The organism is Phreatobacter sp. (genome assembly GCF_030691135.1).
Classification (GTDB): Bacteria; Pseudomonadota; Alphaproteobacteria; order Rhizobiales; family Phreatobacteraceae; genus Phreatobacter.
Genome location: NZ_JAUYFA010000038.1, coordinates 1 through 17,640 on the forward strand (window position 1 = coordinate 1; position 17,640 = coordinate 17,640).

General features: G+C 66.3%; 17 protein-coding genes and 1 pseudogene. 15 read left to right on the top strand and 3 right to left on the bottom strand.

The genetic code is table 11. The features are described 5' to 3' along the window. Positions 1–282, bottom strand: a 282-nt coding sequence (locus Q8O26_RS06445) for a response regulator (RefSeq protein WP_305574641.1), incomplete at its 3' end; no start/stop codon positions are given. Between the two features lie 238 nt (positions 283–520). On the opposite strand from Q8O26_RS06445, the gene Q8O26_RS06450 reads away from it, so the two are divergent. Beyond that, a complete protein-coding gene (locus Q8O26_RS06450; protein WP_305574643.1) occupies positions 521–3,373 on the top strand; it encodes an ATP-binding protein in 2,853 nt (950 codons plus the stop codon). Between the two features lie 116 nt (positions 3,374–3,489). On the opposite strand, the gene Q8O26_RS06455 is transcribed toward Q8O26_RS06450, so the two are convergent. After that, the gene (locus Q8O26_RS06455) at positions 3,490–4,476 is read right to left on the bottom strand and encodes a GntR family transcriptional regulator (RefSeq protein ID WP_305574645.1); all 987 of its coding nucleotides are present in this window, start codon (positions 4,474–4,476) and stop codon (positions 3,490–3,492) included. A gap of 162 nt (positions 4,477–4,638) precedes the next feature. Between Q8O26_RS06455 and Q8O26_RS06460 the strand changes: the two genes are divergently transcribed. The 14 genes and pseudogenes from Q8O26_RS06460 (at position 4,639) to Q8O26_RS06525 (ending at position 16,842) form a co-directional block, all read left to right on the top strand. Then, positions 4,639–5,385, top strand: a complete 747-nt coding sequence (locus Q8O26_RS06460; RefSeq protein WP_371134472.1) for an SDR family oxidoreductase — start codon at positions 4,639–4,641, stop codon at positions 5,383–5,385. A gap of 68 nt (positions 5,386–5,453) precedes the next feature. After that, positions 5,454–6,491, top strand: a complete 1,038-nt coding sequence (locus tag Q8O26_RS06465) for an Ldh family oxidoreductase (protein WP_305574673.1) — start codon at positions 5,454–5,456, stop codon at positions 6,489–6,491. A gap of 55 nt (positions 6,492–6,546) precedes the next feature. Continuing rightward, complete coding sequence (locus Q8O26_RS06470; protein ID WP_305574647.1) at positions 6,547–7,542, top strand: C4-dicarboxylate TRAP transporter substrate-binding protein; 996 nt, start codon at positions 6,547–6,549, stop codon at positions 7,540–7,542. Between the two features lie 26 nt (positions 7,543–7,568). Further along, entirely contained in the window at positions 7,569–8,057 is a 489-nt protein-coding gene (locus Q8O26_RS06475) for a TRAP transporter small permease (RefSeq protein WP_305574649.1), read from the top strand. A gap of 9 nt (positions 8,058–8,066) precedes the next feature. Beyond that, positions 8,067–9,350, top strand: coding sequence for a TRAP transporter large permease (locus Q8O26_RS06480; protein WP_305574651.1), 1,284 nt, complete (start codon positions 8,067–8,069; stop codon positions 9,348–9,350). A 516-nt stretch (positions 9,351–9,866) separates the two neighbouring features. Then, complete coding sequence (locus Q8O26_RS06485) at positions 9,867–10,430, top strand: cytochrome b (RefSeq protein WP_305574653.1); 564 nt, start codon at positions 9,867–9,869, stop codon at positions 10,428–10,430. 53 nt (positions 10,431–10,483) lie between these two features. Continuing rightward, positions 10,484–11,179 carry a VIT family protein gene (locus tag Q8O26_RS06490; protein ID WP_305574655.1) on the top strand — a complete coding sequence of 232 codons (696 nt, stop codon included), beginning with the start codon at positions 10,484–10,486 and terminating at the stop codon, positions 11,177–11,179. 466 nt (positions 11,180–11,645) lie between these two features. After that, positions 11,646–12,767, top strand: coding sequence for a YeeE/YedE family protein (locus tag Q8O26_RS06495; RefSeq protein WP_305574657.1), 1,122 nt, complete (start codon positions 11,646–11,648; stop codon positions 12,765–12,767). Then, positions 12,764–13,078, top strand: a complete 315-nt coding sequence (locus Q8O26_RS06500) for a c-type cytochrome (protein ID WP_305574659.1) — start codon at positions 12,764–12,766, stop codon at positions 13,076–13,078. The genes Q8O26_RS06495 and Q8O26_RS06500 overlap by 4 nt, the downstream gene beginning before the upstream one ends. Positions 13,079–13,090: 12 nt before the next feature. Next, positions 13,091–14,383 carry an NAD(P)/FAD-dependent oxidoreductase gene (locus tag Q8O26_RS06505; RefSeq protein WP_305574661.1) on the top strand — a complete coding sequence of 431 codons (1,293 nt, stop codon included), beginning with the start codon at positions 13,091–13,093 and terminating at the stop codon, positions 14,381–14,383. Continuing rightward, the gene (locus tag Q8O26_RS06510) at positions 14,380–14,844 is read left to right on the top strand and encodes a thiosulfate oxidation carrier protein SoxY (RefSeq protein ID WP_305574663.1); all 465 of its coding nucleotides are present in this window, start codon (positions 14,380–14,382) and stop codon (positions 14,842–14,844) included. The genes Q8O26_RS06505 and Q8O26_RS06510 overlap by 4 nt, the downstream gene beginning before the upstream one ends. 10 nt (positions 14,845–14,854) lie before the next feature. After that, positions 14,855–15,172 (top strand): thiosulfate oxidation carrier complex protein SoxZ, encoded by a 318-nt coding sequence (locus Q8O26_RS06515; RefSeq protein ID WP_305574665.1) that lies wholly within the window; start codon positions 14,855–14,857, stop codon positions 15,170–15,172. A gap of 4 nt (positions 15,173–15,176) precedes the next feature. Then, positions 15,177–15,623 (top strand): annotated as a pseudogene (locus tag Q8O26_RS06520) (transposase); the annotation flags it as partial. 265 nt (positions 15,624–15,888) lie between these two features. Further along, positions 15,889–16,842 carry a class I SAM-dependent methyltransferase gene (locus Q8O26_RS06525; RefSeq protein ID WP_305574667.1) on the top strand — a complete coding sequence of 318 codons (954 nt, stop codon included), beginning with the start codon at positions 15,889–15,891 and terminating at the stop codon, positions 16,840–16,842. Between the two features lie 223 nt (positions 16,843–17,065). Here the strand turns inward: Q8O26_RS06525 and Q8O26_RS06530 are convergent, their stop codons facing one another. Further along, positions 17,066–17,638: a ferric reductase-like transmembrane domain-containing protein gene (locus tag Q8O26_RS06530; RefSeq protein WP_305574669.1), complete on the bottom strand. Its 573-nt coding sequence runs from the start codon at positions 17,636–17,638 to the stop codon at positions 17,066–17,068. Positions 17,639–17,640 lie beyond the last annotated feature (2 nt).

Sequence of the window (17,640 nt, forward strand, 5' to 3'; positions counted from 1 at the left end):
GCCGGCCTGCAGCGCTTCCAGCCGGACCGAGCGTTGATCCGTGGTGGTCACCATGACGATGGGCGTGTCGTTGAAGCGGTCCCGATCGCGCACCGCACGGATGAAATCAATCCCGTCGAGATCCGGCATCATGTAATCGACGAGGATCAGGGACGGTCCGAGATCGTCGAGCCGCGCCAGAGCCTCCTTTGGGCTCTTGAACGTCGTCGCCCCGAGGATGCCGCAGGCCTCCACGAGGGATTTGATGACGAGCAGATTGGTCTCCGCATCGTCAACGATCATCACAGTCATTGGCCCACCCACCCTTGCAATCGATGTTGCATGGAGGTGTCCAGTGGAACAAGGGGGAAAGAAACGAGAGGTGAACGAAGAGTTCACCCCTTGCCGGACTGAGGTGGACTGTTTGCAAAAGGATTCGTTAGCACCGTCGACAAAAACCGAAGTCTAAGGGCCGAAATTTACGCATCGGAAGCCTCGGCATGGCAGCGTCCACTCCTAAGCCCGTTACAGGACCCGTTCCGTGTTTCAGTCCCAGGTCAGCGCACAGACATCGGTTCGCCGCATCATCCTTCTCGCGACGGCCCTCGGCTTCGCGGTGATCGGCATGATCTGGACCGCCGTCGAAATGGACATCCGGCAGGAGCGGGCCTTTGCCAAGCGAACGGCAGTCCAGACCGCGGAGAACTATGCCCGGCTGTTTGACGAGCATATCCGCCAGTCGATCAACGAGACCGACAACACGATCAAGTTCATCCGCCAGGATTACCTGCGCGAGTTGGGCACCTTCGATCTGCAGGCCTGGGTCCAGAACCAGTACAGCTTCAAAGAACTGGCGCTGCAGTTCGCGATCATCGGTGCCGACGGGCGGATGGAGACGACGACCACGGCGGGCGCCGCACCGCGCGTCGACCTCAGCGACCGCGAGCATTTCCGGGTCCATGTCGCCAGCACGACCGACGAGCTCTTCATCAGCCAGCCGGTTCTTGGTCGAGCGTCAGGCCGCTGGTCGATCCAGCTGACGCGGCGGATCACCGATGATGCCGGCGTGTTCCGAGGTGTCATCGTGGCCTCGCTCGACCCCTACTATCTCTCCCGTTTCTATGACTCGATAGACCTCGGCAAGGGTGGCGGCATCACGGTGGTCGGCCGCGACCAGATCGTGCGGGTGATGGCCGGTCTCTCCCGGCAGACCCTCGGCAGCCGCTATGTCGACGAGCCATCGGTGACACGGGCCGTGCGAGACGGCTTCTTCGTCAGCATGGGCGGCAATAGGGAAGCCGGGCGCGCCACCGCTTACCGGGCGATCAACGACTGGCCCCTCGTCGTTGCCGTGCGCGTCGACGACAGCGACGCACGCCAGCTCCGGATAACGGCAGCGGCGCATACGCGGCTCATCTCGACGGCACTGTCCATCGGCGTCCTCGCGGTGATCCTGCTCGGCATCGCCTATTGGCGGCGCTTCGGGGAGGCGCTGGCGGCGCTCACCAAGAGCCGGGCGGCTGCCAAGGCCACAACGCATGAGCTCCACCAGACGCTCAACAACATGACCCAGGGCATTCTGATGGTCGACGGCAACGGACAGGTCGCCGTGATCAACCAGAACGCGCTGAACTTCCTGGGGCTTCCCGAGACCTTCACACGCGAAGGGTTCCTGCTGGCGGACCTGCTGGCCTACGAAGGAAAGACCGGTGACCGCATCGTCGTCGATGTCCACGGCGGCACGGCGCCCGAATCTGACTACCTTTCGGTCCGGGAGCACCAGTGCGCCGGAGGGAAGTTTCTCGAGATCTGCACCCGACACCTTCCCGGCGGCGGCTTCGTCCAGACCTATTCCGACATCACCGAGCGCAAGCGCTCTGAACAGGCGCTGCGTGATGCGCGCGACATCGCCGAGAAGGCGTCGCAGGTCCGCACCGCCTTCCTCGCGACGATGAGCCACGAGATCCGCACGCCGCTGAACGGCATCATCGGCATGTCCTCCATCCTGGAGGCGACCCAGCTATCGGCGGAACAGCATGGTTATCTCAAGACCATCCATGAATGCGGCAAGGCTCTGCTCGACATCGTCAACGACGTGCTCGACTACGCGAAGCTGGATTCCGGCGCCGTCGCGCTGGAACAGATGGCCGTCGACGTCCGTGGCCTCGCAACATCGGTGAAGGAGATGCTGGGTCCGCGCGCGCTCGAAAAAAACCTCAGTTTCGATCTCGTGGTGGCCGACGACGTACCCGCGCGGATCGAGACGGACGGGACGCGAATCCGGCAGGTGCTCATCAATCTCGTCGCCAATGCGCTGAAGTTCACGCTCTCGGGCGGCGTCGTCGTCTCGGTGGCGACGCGCAACCTCGCGGGGGGACGGTCGGGCCTGCGCTTCTCGGTCATCGATTCCGGCATCGGCATCGCCGATGAATCGCGCGTCCGCCTCTTCAAGGAATTCTCGCAGGTGGACGCCTCGATCACGCGCCGCTTCGGCGGAACAGGTCTTGGCCTCGCCATCTGCAAACGCATCGTCGACGCCCTCGGCGGCGAGATCGGCGTCGACAGCATGCTGGGCAAGGGCTCGACCTTCTGGTTCGACGTCCCGGCGCGCGAGGTCGCGGCTGCCTTGCCGGAGCCGGCGAGGGCCTCGCGGACGCAGCTTCCCGCCCGCCTCAGCGTGCTGCTGGTCGAGGACAATCCCGTCAACCAGCAGGTCGCAACCCTGCTCCTCACGGCCATGGGCCATGCGGTGACGGTCGCCGAGCACGGCCGGGTAGCGCTCGATCTTGCCGCGGACCAGGCGTTCGACGTGATCCTGATGGACATGCAGATGCCCGTCATGGACGGGACGCAGACGTCGCGCGCCTTGCGCAGCGGAACCGGACCGAACTGCAAGACCGCGATCATCGGCCTGACTGCCAATGCCTTTGCCTCAGACCGGCAAGCCTGCCTCGACGCGGGCATGGACGACTTCCTCGCGAAGCCCGTGACCCGCGAGAAGCTGGATGCGGTCCTGGCGGAACTCGCGCAGCACCCCCCGACGACCGCACCGAAGGCGGCGGCGAACGGCGATGTCGACCAGGCGTTCCGCCGCGCGCTCTTCGATGAGATCGGGCCCGACGCCTCCGTCATGCTGCTCGAGACCTTCATCGCCGAGGCGCTGCGGCTTCTCGCCGAAACCCAGGCGGCGGCCGCGGCGGGCAATACTGTCGCTGTCGCCGGCCTGCTACACCAGTTAAAGGGCGCCGCCGCCAATCTCGGTCATAGCGGAATCGTGGACCTCACCGCGACGGCTCCGGAAGATCTCGTCGAGAGCGCCGCGTTGCAGAGCTTCGCGACACGGCTGGAGGCCTATCTGGCGGCCGAGAAACACGATTTGCGCGCGGCGGCCTGACCCTTCGGGGGCAGTGCGGCCTTCCGCCGGGATTGCAGGCAGGGCCGACACCCACCGGGATCGGCAGAGCGACACGGTTCGCCGCCGTCGCCAAGCCAACCCACCGCCGTCCCGGATCAGGTGATCCTGACGAGGTATCCGAGGGGCTGAGGTGAGACCAGGCTGGTGACCGTTTCGATGCGATAGACGGCGCGATCCAGCGATAGCGCGAGATGCTCGCGCAACGCGTCTGCCGCGGCTTCGACATGGCCGGCCACAAGGCGATCCAGTACTTCGCGATGTTCGGGGAGGAACGGCTCGGTCGGAAAGATGCGCGGCGCCGTCATGTAGAGGAAGCTATGGGCGCTGAGGAGCGATTGATAAAGTCCGATCGCCTCCATCATCGTGCGGTTGCCGCAGTGTCCGATGAGGTTGACGTGGAGTTCATGCTCCAGTCGGTCGAGGTCCGCGCCGTCCAGACATTCGGCGCGGGATATTGATGCGTCGAGGCTTGCGAGCAGTGACGCGGCCAGTCCCGGTGGCAGCCTTGGCGCGGCGTTGATGAGGGCCTGCGGCTCCAGGGTGCGTCGCATCTCGTAGAGATCGGCAACATAGTCCCGTCCGAGGCCCGGCACGAACCAGCGCGAACGGTCGTCCTTCTTGACGATTCCACGCTGCTGGAGCCGGCCTAGGACCTCCCGCGCCACGGTTCGAGAGACGCCATAGTGTTGGGCCAGGTCTGCCTCGACGACCCTCCAGGTGCCGAAGGACATTCGCGCCACGAGGTTTGGCTCGACCTCACGGTAGATGCGGGCCCAAGTCGCCTCAGCCGAGACGCGCGGCATATCATGGTCTGCGGGGACGATCGGGTCCGAGGCCCGCGGGCTCTCCGGCGGCCTGACGATATAGGCCAGTCCGCGCGGCGCGAGCCATCCGGCCTCCTTGAGTTCGTCGAGGGCGCGACGGACCGGTCCCCGGCTTGTCCCGAACTCGCGGGCCACCACAGCCGTGCGGATGACCGTACCGGCGGGAATCGCGCCGGACGCGAGCCGCTGCGACAGCACCGAAACCAGCTGTTCGAATATCCGCGGCGCCTTGCCCTGCGGTGCATCCTGCTCCTGCACCCTGCCGTCTCCCCTCGCCGTCGAGCCACAATGGCCCCGTTCCACCGCATTCGCCCGGGGACACTAGCGCGACATGCAGCCGCAGAAACAGGGGTTGCCGGATGTCGACAAATGTCTAGTGTATACACTAATCAAAAAATTACATGCGGGGATGCGACGGGGATGGTGCTGGGGCGACTTGCCGGCAAAACGGTTCTGGTCACAGGAGCGGGCCAGGGGATAGGCCGGGCCATCGCGCTCGCTTGCGAGTGGGAAGGTGCCCAGGTTTTCGCGACGAGCCGGACACTGTCCAAGCTCGAAGACCTGCCGCGCCTCTCGTCCCGGATCACCATCGCCGCGCTCGACGTCACGGACCCATCAGCCGTCGCTTCCGTCGTGGCCACGGCAGGGCCTGTCGACGCACTGGTCCACGCGGCCGGATGGGTGCATGCGGGCACCATCCTCGATTGTTCCCCCGAGGACTGGGCCCGGAGCCTCGATCAGAACGTCACCTCCGCCTATCGGGTGATGCGGGAGGTCCTCCCGGGCATGCTGCAGCGGGGGCGCGGCACCATCGTCAACGTCGCCTCCGTCGCTTCCAGCATTACCGGCGTCGCCAACCGGACGGCCTATGGCGCCAGCAAGGCGGCGCTGATCGGCCTCAGCAAGGCCGTCGCGCGTGACTTTATCGGCCGCGGCATCCGCTGCAACGTCCTGTGCCCGGGCACGACCGAAACGCCATCGCTCGCCGAGCGCATCGCAACGACCGGCGATGCCGCGACAGCCCGACAGGCGATGATCGCCCGCCACCCCATCGGCCGCCTCGCGACGGTCGACGAAATGGCGGCGGCGGCAGTTTTCCTCGTCAGTGACGAAAGCGCCTTCATGACGGGGCAGTTGCTGATCATGGACGGGGGGCAGACGCTGTGACGGCAGAGGCGCTCCGCAAGACCGTTCCGGTCGACAGTGCCGGCTCAGCCCGCGCTGCGCCCGAGGCACTGGCTTCCTTCTGCCAGCAGATCCTCGCTGCCGCCGGAGCGGACGCGGCCACGGCAACCGCCACGACACGCGCCATGATGCACGGCTCTCTCCTCGGCATCGACAGCCATGGGGTGAGGCTCACGGGGCACTACGCGAAGGCCATCGAGGGCGGCAGGGTCAGGGGCCGTCCGAACCTCACCTTCACCCAGACCGCGCCCGCCGCAGCGATCTTGGACGGCGACGACGGCCATGGCGCCCTCGCGACCTTCGCCGCCATGGACAAGGCCTGCGATCTCGCCCGGACGAACGGCATCGGCGCCGTCACCATCCGCAGGTCGTCGCATTTCGGCGCTGCGGGCGCCTATGCGCTGGCGGCCGCGGAGGCGGGCCTGATCGGCCTCACCTTCTGCAACTCCGACAGTTTCATGCGGCTGCATGGCGGAGCCGAGCGCTTCCATGGCACCAATCCGATCGCAGCCGCCGTACCACTGGCCGGCGAACGCCCCTGGCTTCTCGACATGGCGACGAGCGCCATTCCTTACAACCGTGTGCTGCTCTACCGCAGCCTCGGACTGCCCCTGCCCGAAGGGGTGGCGTCCGATGGCGACGGGATCGACGTCGACAACCCGCACGGCGTGGAAATGCTGGCGCCGCTCGGCGCCGCCTTCGGCCACAAGGGTGCAGGCCTCGCGGGCCTCGTGGAGATCCTCTCTGCGGTCCTCACCGGCATGAAGCTCTCCTTCGACATCGCACCGATGGGCGGGCCGGACTTCACCGAGCCGCGCAGCATGGGCGCCTTCGTCCTCGCCATCGCGCCAGAGGCCTTCATCCCCCGCGAGGCCTTCGACGCGGCCATGCGCCGCTATCTCGACCGCCTGAGGTCGTCGCGGACCGCTCCGCAAGCCTCGGTGCTCGCACCCGGCGACAGGGAATGGGCGGAAGCCGACCTGCGCCAACAGAACGGAATCCCGGTGGATCCGGTGACGATCGAAGATTTCACCGCGCTGGCCGGGCGCTTCGGCATTGCCCTTCCAGCCTTCGATCGAAAGGCATGACCCTACAGCCATCACGACCGTCCGCCCGAGGACGGCAAGACAGGGAGACGAAACGATGAAGATGGGACTCAAGGCCATGGCCGGCCTCCTCGCCGGCGCGGCATTCTCGCTCGCCATGCAGGCACCGGCTGCCGCGCAGCAGTTCACTTTGCGCCTGAACCATGTGCTCGCTCCGACGGAACCTTTCCATGAAGGCTTCCAGCTGTGGGCGCGGCGCGTCGAGGAGCGCACCCGCGGCGCCCTGCGTATACAGGTCTTCCACTCCGCACAGCTCGGTGTCGAGGAGGACATCATCGAGCAGATGCGCCAGGGCGCGAACATCGCCCAGAACACCGATGCCGCACGCCTCGGCACCTATGTCCGCGGCATTGCCGTGATGAACGGACCCTATTTCGCCGAGACACTCGACGAGGTCGCTAAGCTCAGGGAATCGCCCACGATCAAGCGCTTCGTCGACGAACTCGCCAATCAGCACGGCCTGCGCGTCGTCTGCTTCGACTGGGTTCAGGGCATGCGCCACTTCTACACCAACAAGCCCGTGCGCAAGCCGGAGGATCTCGCCGGGCTCCGCATCCGCACGCCGCCGGCACCGATCTGGCAGGAATCGATCCGCGCGCTCGGCGCCTCGCCGGTGGCCATGGCCTTTGGCGAGATGTATCCGGCGCTCCAGCAGAAGGCGATCGACGGCGTCGAGCTCGTGCATAACAACATTCCCGGCCGCCGGTTCTGGGAGGTGCTGAGCCACGCCAACGAGACCTCGCACATTCTCCTGATCAACTTCCAGGTCGTCGGCGCGCAGTTCTTCAACCGCCTGCCGGCCGAACTCCAGACCGCGCTGGTGGAGGAGTGCCAGAAGGCCGGCCGCGAGACATCGGAACGGATCCTCGCCTCGGAGGCGCAGGTGCGCCAGACGCTGCGCGAGCGCGGCATGACGCTGGTGACCGACGTCGATCTCGCGGCCTTCCGCCGTGCCGGTGAGCGCGCCTACCAGACTCTCAACCTGCTCGAAGTGCGCGACGCCGTGCACCGCGAGATCGGTAAGCAGCGCTGACACGGCTCCAGCACGAGGACCTGACCATGCGATCCTTCCACCATCACCTCGGCCGCGCCGAGGCCGTGATCGCCGGCAGCTTCCTCGTGCTGATGGTCGTCCTGATCTTCGCCGGCGGCGTCGGCCGACTGATGGGCTATCCGCTCAACTGGTCGGGCGATGCCGCCACGGCGCTCTTTGCCTGGGCCTGCTTCCTCAGTGCCGATATCGCCTGGCGCCACAACGCCTTCATGTCGGTCGACCTCCTGATCGATCGGCTCACCCCATCGGCGCGCCACGCCCTGGTGATCGCCAATCACCTGATCGTCCTCGCCTTCCTCGCCTTCATCGTGGTGGCAGGGTTATGGCTCGCCTGGATCAGCCGCGCCAGGACCTTCCAGGGTATTCCGAACGTCAGCTATTCCATCGTCACGCTCAGCCTGCCGATCGGCTGCGCGCTGATGTTCATGACATCCGCCTTCAAGCTGCTGGACCATCTGAAGGCCGGGCCGCGACCGGCGACCGAGGAACAGTGAGGACGGCCCATGCTCACAGTCTTCATCGCCTTCCTCGTCCTCACCCTCGTCGGCGTGCCCGTCGCCTTCGCGCTCGGCATCTCCGGCGCCATCTTCTTCATCCTCAACCCCGACATCCCCTTCACCGTCCCGGTCCAGTTGACGGTGTCGCAAACACAGAACTTTGCGCTGCTGGCCATCCCGCTGTTCATCATGGCGGGCAATTTCCTCAACCAGTCGGCCATCACCGAGCGGATGATCCAGCTTGCGACCGTGCTGGTCGGCCGGCTCAAGGGCGGCCTTGCCCAGGTGGATCTCGCTCTCTCCGGCCTTATGGGTGGTGTCTCGGGCTCGGCCATCGCCGATGCCGCCATGTCGGCGCGCATGCTCGGCCCCAACATGATCCGCCGCGGCATGTCGAAGGGCTTTGTCGCCGGCATCATCTCGTTCTCATCACTGCTGACGCCGGTCATCCCGCCGGGGATCGGCATGATCCTCTACGGCACCGTGGGACAGGTCTCCATCGGCCGGCTCTTCGCCGCCGGTTTCGTGCCGGCCTTCCTTTTGTGGGTGGCCATGGCCGCAGTGATCTGGGTGGTGGCGCGCCGGCGCGGCTATGACGCCGAACTTGCCGAACGGCCGACGGTCCGCCAGATCGGCAGCGCCTTCAAAGCCAGTATCTGGGCGATCCTTTTCCCGGTGTTCCTCCTGCTCGGCCTGCGCTGGGGCGTCTTCACGCCCTCGGAGGTCGGGGCCTTCGCTGTGGTCTATGCCGTCGGCGTAGGGGTCTTCGCCCATCGGGCCCTCACCCGCGCTGGCTTCCTGGAGGGGCTGGAAATGAGCCTGCGGGATGTCGGTGCGGTCATGTTCCTGCTCTCGCTCGCCGCCATTTTCAGCTACGGGCTCGTCTACGAGCAGGTGCCGGACACGATCTCGCGGTGGGTGCTCGGGGTCAGCCGTGACCTCGAGACAGTCATGGTCATCATCGTCCTGGTCGTCATCGTGGCGGGCTTCGTCATCGACGGCGCCATCCTCATCGTCATGCTGACGCCGATCTTCCTGCCGCTGATCCTCAGCCTCGGCGGCGATCCCGTCCATTTCGGCATCATCTTCATCATCGCCGCGACGATCGGGAACTTCACGCCGCCGGTCGGTGCCGCCATGTTCGCCGTCTGCACCATCCTGAAAGTGTCGATTGCGGAGTACACCCGCGAATCCCTTCCCTTCTTCGCGGCTGTCTGCGGCATTACCCTGCTCCTCGTATTCATGCCCGCCCTGGTGCTGTGGATCCCCAATATGATGTTTGCGCGCTGATCTTCGGGTCTCCCGAACTGGTCACGGCGCCCCGGGCTCGCTGAAAAACCGGCGAGGGTTGGAGTTGCGTGTCGTTCCAGCAGCCGCGTGACCGTGATCGGGCTGACAGCGATTGGGCGTCTGACGATGCGACCGCCGTCTAGTACGGCGGACATCACATGCGTCTCCGGATCGCCTCCATACCCAGTGGGGGCCCTGCCCAGGCGATCACTTGACGCACATCAACGTCAGGCGCCCGCGATCATGCTCTGGTTCCGATGCTGAAGCGTCTCGACCATCGTCATCAGGCGTCCATTCGTGTCGAACGGCCTCAATGAATCAGGCCCGCCCGATCACCCGGAACTGCTTCCGCAAACAAGATCATCTGCCTGTTCGATGTTTTCGCCTGCCGGCGCGAACCCTCGTCGTCATGGCCTTCCGGCCTTCGAACGATGACCGTCCGCGGTTCCAACCACGGAACAGGCACCTGGTCCGAGACCGGAAGGCTCCCGCACCAGCAAGATCGGAGTTTCTGTCATGATCGAACACCTGATCCAGCCGGCCTCGGATGGCAGCACACGTCGCCATGACGCCATGTCGATGGCGCTGCACTGGTCGGTCGCGCTCGCGGTGGTCCTGACATATGCGTCAGGGCTGCTTCGTGAGGGCATGCCGCGCGGGCCGTCACGGGACTTCATCCTCCTGCTGCACATGTCTTTCGGTCTTCTCGTCATCGCGGGCGCCGTCTTGCGCATCGCCTGGCATGCCGGGCGCAGCAGCTTCGGCGCCCTGCAGCCCGTTTCAGCATCCTGGGCCGCCAGACTCGCTCATAGCGCGCTCTATGCCGGCATCCTCGCCGTACCGCTCGCAGGCCTCGTGATGATCTGGACGAAAGGTCAGTCCGTGCCGTTCTTCGGGATCGTCGACGTGCCGCAGCTCCTGCCCACGAACCGCACCGTCTCCAAGGTGCTCGAGGAAGTCCACGAGGTGATGGCTCACGGTCTGGTCGCGCTCGTGGGTCTCCATGCGGTCGCCGCCCTTTATCACCACTATGTGCTGAAGGACGGTGTCCTTGCGGGAATGCTGCCGCGGGTGCGCTGAACCTGCCATCCGCCTCGCCGGCACGCGCCATCGCCGCTCCGAAGGAGCCACACATGCTTCGCCACACGCCGGAACGGCACCTGATCTACCGCATCGGCTGGTTGCGCGCAGCGGTCCTCGGCGCGAATGACGGGATCATCTCGACGGCCAGCCTGATGGTCGGCGTCGCGACGGCATCGACATCGCCCCATGAGGTCATCGTCGCGGGCATTGCGGGTCTCGTCGCCGGCGCCATGTCGATGGCGGCGGGCGAATATGTCTCCGTCAGTTCCCAATCGGATACGGAAAAAGCCGACACGGACCGCGAACGAAACGAACTCGCATCTCAACCGGAATTCGAACTCGCCGAGCTCGCCGCCATCTACGAGGCGCGCGGCGTTGATCCTGCTCTCGCCCAGGCGGTTGCCATCCAGCTGACGGCGAAGGACGCACTGGCGACCCACGCTCGCGATGAACTCGGGATCACCGATGTCGGCGTGGCCCGCCCCGTCCAGGCTGCCCTGACCTCGGCGGCCACCTTCGCGTTGGGCGCGATCCTGCCGGTCATCGTCGCCATGCTCACGCCGCCCAACCTCGCATCCATCGCGATCCCCGCCGCATCGCTGCTCATGCTCGCCGTCCTCGGCGCCATCAGTGCCAAGGCGGGCGGGGCTGGAATCGGCAGGCCGACGGTCCGGATCGTCTTCTGGGGCGCCCTGGCCATGGCGACGTCCGCTGCCGTCGGAATGCTCATCGGACGGGCCCTCTGACGCGGCGCCGGCGACCGACCGTCTCGGACCCGCAGGCCACGACGGACAAGGCCCCGGAAACCGGGGCCTCGTCCATTCAGCAAGCGTGCGAGCCTCACTCCTCCCAGGTCTTGACGACATGGGCGGGCAAGGCCTCGCGGTACTGGCGCCCTGACGAAAGGAAACACCAACGCGCCGAGGATCACGATCGCAGAGAAGCCAGGCGATCTCGTTGCAGCGGGCTCCCATCGGCTTCGCCCATGCTGCGACGCACAGGTGAATCTTCTCCAGGGCCGGTATGGTCCGAGCGAATTCTTCTCTCCGCAGAACCTGGAACGCGCGCAGTTTTTCTTTCTTTTTCAGCCCCTTGCCAATATCCGGTTTCGTCGCTCCTTAAGGCGGCATGTCGTCTCTCTGCATCCCGCCGAAATCTGCTTTCCGCACTGCGGTACCGCACCCTGCCGCGCGTCTCCTGACCGCCGGATTGGTGGGTGCCGCAGCCCTGATTGGCATCGCGGCCTTCGGCTCGGGACGCCTGTTCGCGCTCGCGGTGATCGGCGTTCTGATGGGCGTCGCGCTCTACCATGCCGCTTTCGGCTTCAGCCACGGTTACCGTGTGCTCCTTGCCGAAGGCAGAAGCGCTCATGTCCGTGCGCAGATCCTCATGCTCGCCGCAGCGGTGATGCTGTTTCTGCCAGCCATCGCCATGGGCGAGGTCTTCGGCCAGCCCGTCCGCGGCTTCACCTTCCCGCTCGGGCTGGGCATCGTGGTCGGCGCCTTCGCCTTCGGGGTCGGCATGCAGATTTCCGGCGGATGCATATCCGGCACTCTCTACACGGCGGGTGGCGGCTCGGTGCGCATGTGGATCACGCTGCTGTCGGCGGTCGCGGGCGCGACGCTCGCCGCCTTCTTCTACCCGCTCTGGGAGGCGCTGCCGCAGGTCCCGGCCGTGTCGCTGCCGGCTGTCCTCGGGCTCTGGCCCGCTCTGGCGCTGCACGCCATCCTCTTCGCCGGGGTCTATGCCTTGCTCCTCGCCGTGGAGCGCCGTCGCACCGGCACCGTGGAGGGCATCGCCGGAAGCGGGCATTGGCTCACGGGTCCCTGGCCCTTCGCCTGGGCGGCCCTCGCCCTCGCCGTGCTCAACTTCGCGACCCTGGTCGTCGCCGGCCGCCCCTGGGGCGTGACGCAGGCCTTCGCCCTCTGGGGCTCGAAAGGCGTGGAGGCCGCCGGGCTGGCTGATCCCGTGTTCTGGGCGTTCTGGGAGGAGCCGACGCGGGTGGAAGCGCTCCTCCGCCCGCTGGCTTCCGACGCGACCAGCGTCATGAATGTTGCCGTCATGGCCGGTGCCCTCGTCGCCGCCCTTCTCGCCGGGCGCTTTGCGCCATCGGTCCGCGTTCCGGCGGGAGCCGCCCTGGGAAGCGTCATCGGTGGCCTGCTGATCGGCGCTGGCGCCATCGTGGCGACCGGCTGCAACATCAGCGCCTTCTTCTCAGGCATCGCCTCCGGGAGCCTCCACGGCTGGCTCTGGATCGCCGCCGCACTACCGGGAAACTGGCTCGGCCTGAAGCTCAGGCCCCTGTTCGGTCTTGATGGAGCACTGTCCCGATGACCCTTCCGACATCCGTCCTCCCCGGTGCGGCACTCGCCCTCGTGCTGTCCATGGCACCGCATTCTCCTGTGCGCGCCGAAGCCTTGACGCCCCCCCCGATCGCGCTGTCCTGCGCGGGATGCCACGGACCCAATGGCGCCGGTGAGGGTTCGGTGCCGCGCATCGCCGGCTATGACCGGCAGGCCTTCGTCCAGACATGGGCCGCCTTCCGCGCCAACGAACGGCCGGCGACGATCATGAACCGCGTCGCGCGCGGTTTCACCGATGCCGAAGTGGCGCAGCTCGCCGACTATTTCGCGACCGTGCGCTGAGGAGGACAATCCATGACCACCCTGACACGCCGGACCTTCGGCCTCGCCACGACCGCCGCCGGTCTCGCCCTCGCCGCCCCCTCGGTGCTCCACGCCCAGACCACCGCCAGACTGGTGGTGGTCGGCGGCGGCTTCGGCGGCGCCTCCGCCGCCCGCTATGCGCGGATCGCCTTCCCCCGCATCGACGTGACGCTGATCGAGCCGAAGACCAGCTTCGTCACATGCCCCTATGGCAATCTCCTGCTGGCGGGCGAGCGCACGCTCCCGCAGATCACCCACTCCTATGATGGGCTCCAGGCGCGAGGCGTGCGCCTGGTTCACGACTGGGCCGAGACGATCGATGCATCGGCCAAGACCGTCCGGCTGCGGAACGGGCAGACCATTCCCTACGACAAGCTCATCCTCTCGCCGGGCATCGCCATCCGCTGGAACGCGATCGAGGGCTATGGCGAAGCGGCGGCCGAGGCCTTCCCGCATGCGTGGATTCCCGGTACGGGGGCCCAGACTGCCCTGCTGCGCCGACAGCTCGAGGCTCTGCCGGATGGCGGCGTCGTCGGCTTTGCCATCCCGCCCAATCCGTTCCGCTGCCCGCCCGGTCCTTATGAGCGGATCAGCATGGTCGCGAGCTATCTCAAGGCCCACAAGCCGCGCGCCAAGATCCTCGCCCTCGACGCCAAGGACGCCTTTTCGAAGCAGGGGCTCTTCCAGGACGCGTGGAACGAGCTCTATCCCGGCATGATCGAATGGGTCCCGCTGAACAAGGACGGGAAGGTCACCAAGGTCGATGTGCAGGAGAAGGTTTTCGAGACCGAACTCGGCACGCGGCACAAGATCGATGTCGGCAACGTCATCCCGCCGCAGTCCGCGGCGCAGATCGCCATCGACGCCGGCCTGACGAACGACACCGGCTGGGTCCCGGTCAATCCGCTGACCTTCGAGGCGACCCGCGCCCGCGACATCCACGTGATCGGCGACGCGAATATCGGCCAGCCCATGCCGAAGTCGGGCTATATCGCGAATTCGACGTCGAAGGTGGCGGTTGCCGCGGCCGTCGCGGCACTGGAGGGGCGGCCGGCGCCGGCGCCGACCGTCTATTTCAACACCTGCTACAGCCATGTCGGGCCGGAATACGGGATCTCCGTGGTCGGCATCTTCCGGCCCGGCGAGACGGCTTTCGTCGAGACGGCGAATGCCGGCGGCGTCTCGCCGCGCGGGCCGCTGGCCCAGCAGCGTGAGCAGCGCCGGCTCGAGGCGCTCCACGCCGACGCCTGGTACGGCGCCATCACCAAGGACGCCTTCTCGTGACGCGTAGCGCCGCGGCCCCGGCCCTCGACCGGCGCAGCTTGCTCGGGGTCGCACTGGCGCTCGTCGCCGTTCCGGCCGCACGCGCCAGTGACGGCCTGCCTCCGGACGTTGAGGCCGCCATTCGCGAGCAGGTCGGCGCTGCTGCCGCCACCGAAGGCGGGATCATGCTGCGGGCGCCGGAGACGGCCGAGAACGGCGCTTTCGTTCCGGTGACGGTCAACGTGCACTCCGCCATGGCAGGTGACGACCGCTGCCGCGCCATCTATCTTTTCGCCACGCGCAACCCGACCCCGGGCATCGCGAGCTACCGGTTCGGCGCGGGTATCGCGCGGGCCGAGGTCAGCGTCCGCTTGCGCCTGGCAGAGGGCCAGACGATCCTCGCCTTCGCCGAAATGGCGGACGGTTCAGTGCGCCGCTCGGCCGCGCGCGTCGCCGTCAGCACCGGCGGCTGTCTGACCTGAGGAGGCTCCGATGACCACGCCCCGCATCAGGGTACCCTCCAGCGTCAAGGCCGGTGAGGCCTTCGAGATCCGGACTCTGATCGACCATCCGATGGAAACGGGACTGCGGCATCAGACCGGCCAGGCCGTCGCCCGCCGCATGATCACCCGCTTCGAGGCGCAGGCGGACGGCGAAGTGCTGTTCACCGCCGACTTGCGCAACGGGACTTCGGCCAATCCCTATATCGGTTTCTTCGCCCGGCTCGTCCGCACGACGACGATCACCTTCCTGTGGCGGGAGGAGGACGGCAGGGAGTACCGGGCGACGCAACGGGTGACCGTCACCTGAGCCGCGCGGACCGCGGCCTCGCCAGCCCGCCGACCAGCGCTACGAGAGCACCTATCTCTTCGCCGCGATCTGCCCGGCCAGAGGCGTGGGGGCGGCGTTGGCGCTGCCTTTCGCCGATACAGAGGCGATGCAGATGCACATCGACGAGATTGCGCTCGATGTCGCAAAGGGCGCCCATGCCATGCTGCTGCTGGATCAAGCCGGGTGGCACACCACCGGCAAGCTGCGCTGGCCGAAAAACATCACACCGATCCTGCTGCCGTCGCGCTCGCCAGAGCTGAACCCTGTCGAGCAGGTCTGGCAGTATCTGCGGGCCAGCTTCCTCTCCAACCGCGACTTCGAAACCTACGACGACATCATCGAGGCCGCCTGCGACGTGTGGCGGCACCTCATCGCGGTACCGCAGACGATCACATCAATCGGATCGCACGATCGGGCAAACATCGGTCAAACGTCAGGCAAGCTCGCCTGCCCGACGTTTGAAAACCCGAGACCTGCACCGCCCGTGGGCAAGGCGTTCAAGGACGCCTCCGCCGCGGCCTGTGTCTCCCATCGATGACGAACGTCATCACGCCCGCTTCACGCAGCCGAACGGCTGAAGATCGCTTCACGCCACCATCATTTACCATTGAGTCAACATTGTCTTATCTATTGTTGACCGATTTTCTCCGAATACTCATAATCGTCAAAATGATTATGACGCGGCGAGCTCTGCAATGAACGTTAAGAATACTCTACGTGATATTCTGGCCTGGTCCTTGGCATTGCCAGCCTTGCCGTTCCTGCGCTTCGCCGCGCCGCGACGGGCAAATTTGCACACGGTGCGAGGCCTGCTCGACCGGATCGGCGTCACGGTCGTCCACAATCACTATTATGAGCCGGTCTTCACCACCGAAGACCTGATCCGAGATCCCGAGGCCCCCCGTGCGCTGGCCGGGATCGACTGGAATACGCCCGGCCAATTGGCGCTGCTCGATCAGTTCCGTTACGCCGAGGACCTGAGGGGCCTGGAGGGCCGTTCGCTGGCAGGTCGCACCTTCCACTATCAGAACACGATGTTCGGGCCCGGTGATGCCGAGGCCCTGTACTCGATGATCCGCGTTCTCAAGCCCTCCCGCATCATCGAGATCGGCAGCGGTCAATCGACACTGGTCGCCCGCTTTGCCATCGAGGACGCGACCCACGAAGACCCGACCTACCGCTGCCGGCACGTCTGCTTCGAGCCCTTCGAAAATCCCTGGCTCGATTCACTCGGTATCGACGTGAGGCGGGAGCGGATCGAGCGCGTGGACCTGTCGACGTTCCGCGACCTTCAGCCGAACGACATCGTCTTCATCGACTCCTCGCATGTCATGCGTCCGATGGGGGATGTCGAATTCGAATATCTGCACATTCTGCCGATCCTTCCCGTCGGCGTCGTTGTTCACGTGCACGACGTCTTTTCTCCCCGAGACTATCCGAGGGAGTGGCTGGAGCGGGATCGCAGGTTCTGGACCGAGCAATATCTGCTGGAGGCGTTCCTGTCCTTCAACGACAGGTTCGAGATCATCTGCTCGTTGAACGACCTCATGCACCGCCATCCCGATGCCTTGGCGAAGTGCTTCCCGGTGCTGGCCGAACGAGGAGCCCTCATCACCGTCGGATCGTTCTGGTTCCGCAGGACGGGCTGACGAGGCCCCGGAGAGAGGGCCTGCAGCCACCGGCCCGGCATACCACCGCCGACGGGACCGGGCGCGAGATCGGGGACGCCCGCGCCGCAGCCGAGGCGCGGGTCGCGGCCTTCGAGGCGGAGGTCGCCGTGCTGGCGCGGAACGCGTGCTTGCCGATGCCGGCCAGCAGGGGTCATGGCGGACGGCGTCGCCAGAGAACGTCAGGACCCTTTCCGGCGATGCCTCACGGCCGGCGTCTGTTCACAGTCCAGGTCGCCAGATCCAGCACGATTTTGGCCATGACGACGACGACGACGAGGCAGAAGGCCGCTTTCGAGACGACCCCCATCGCTCCTTCGATCAACAGGGCATGGACGACGGTTCCCACCACGATCACGACCGCAAGCGCCGTATGGCCGATCCGCCAGGCAACCGGTCCGAGCCGCAGGCTCCTGCGCAGCAGTGCCAGAAGTGCCGCCGCGAAGACCGCCCACATGGCGACGACGCCCCAGACGGAGAACGGCGTCGGTGAAGCGAAGAGCAGCGCATCGATGACGTCGGGAGCGCTCGTCACCCACAGCCCGCCGACATGGGCGAGGACCAGAACGACCAGGGCGATGCCGAGCCACCGGTGCACCTGCCGTCCCGTCCGGCCGGGAAGACCGGGCACATATCCGCCCGCCAGCAGCGGTTGGATCAGCAGCAGCGCCATGGCTGCGATGCCGGCAAATCCGGCTGCGATGTAGATGGGTTCACGCCAGGCGAGCAGCGGGCTCCGCGCAGCGATGGCGATCGGTACCAGGACAGCGACGCCGATGG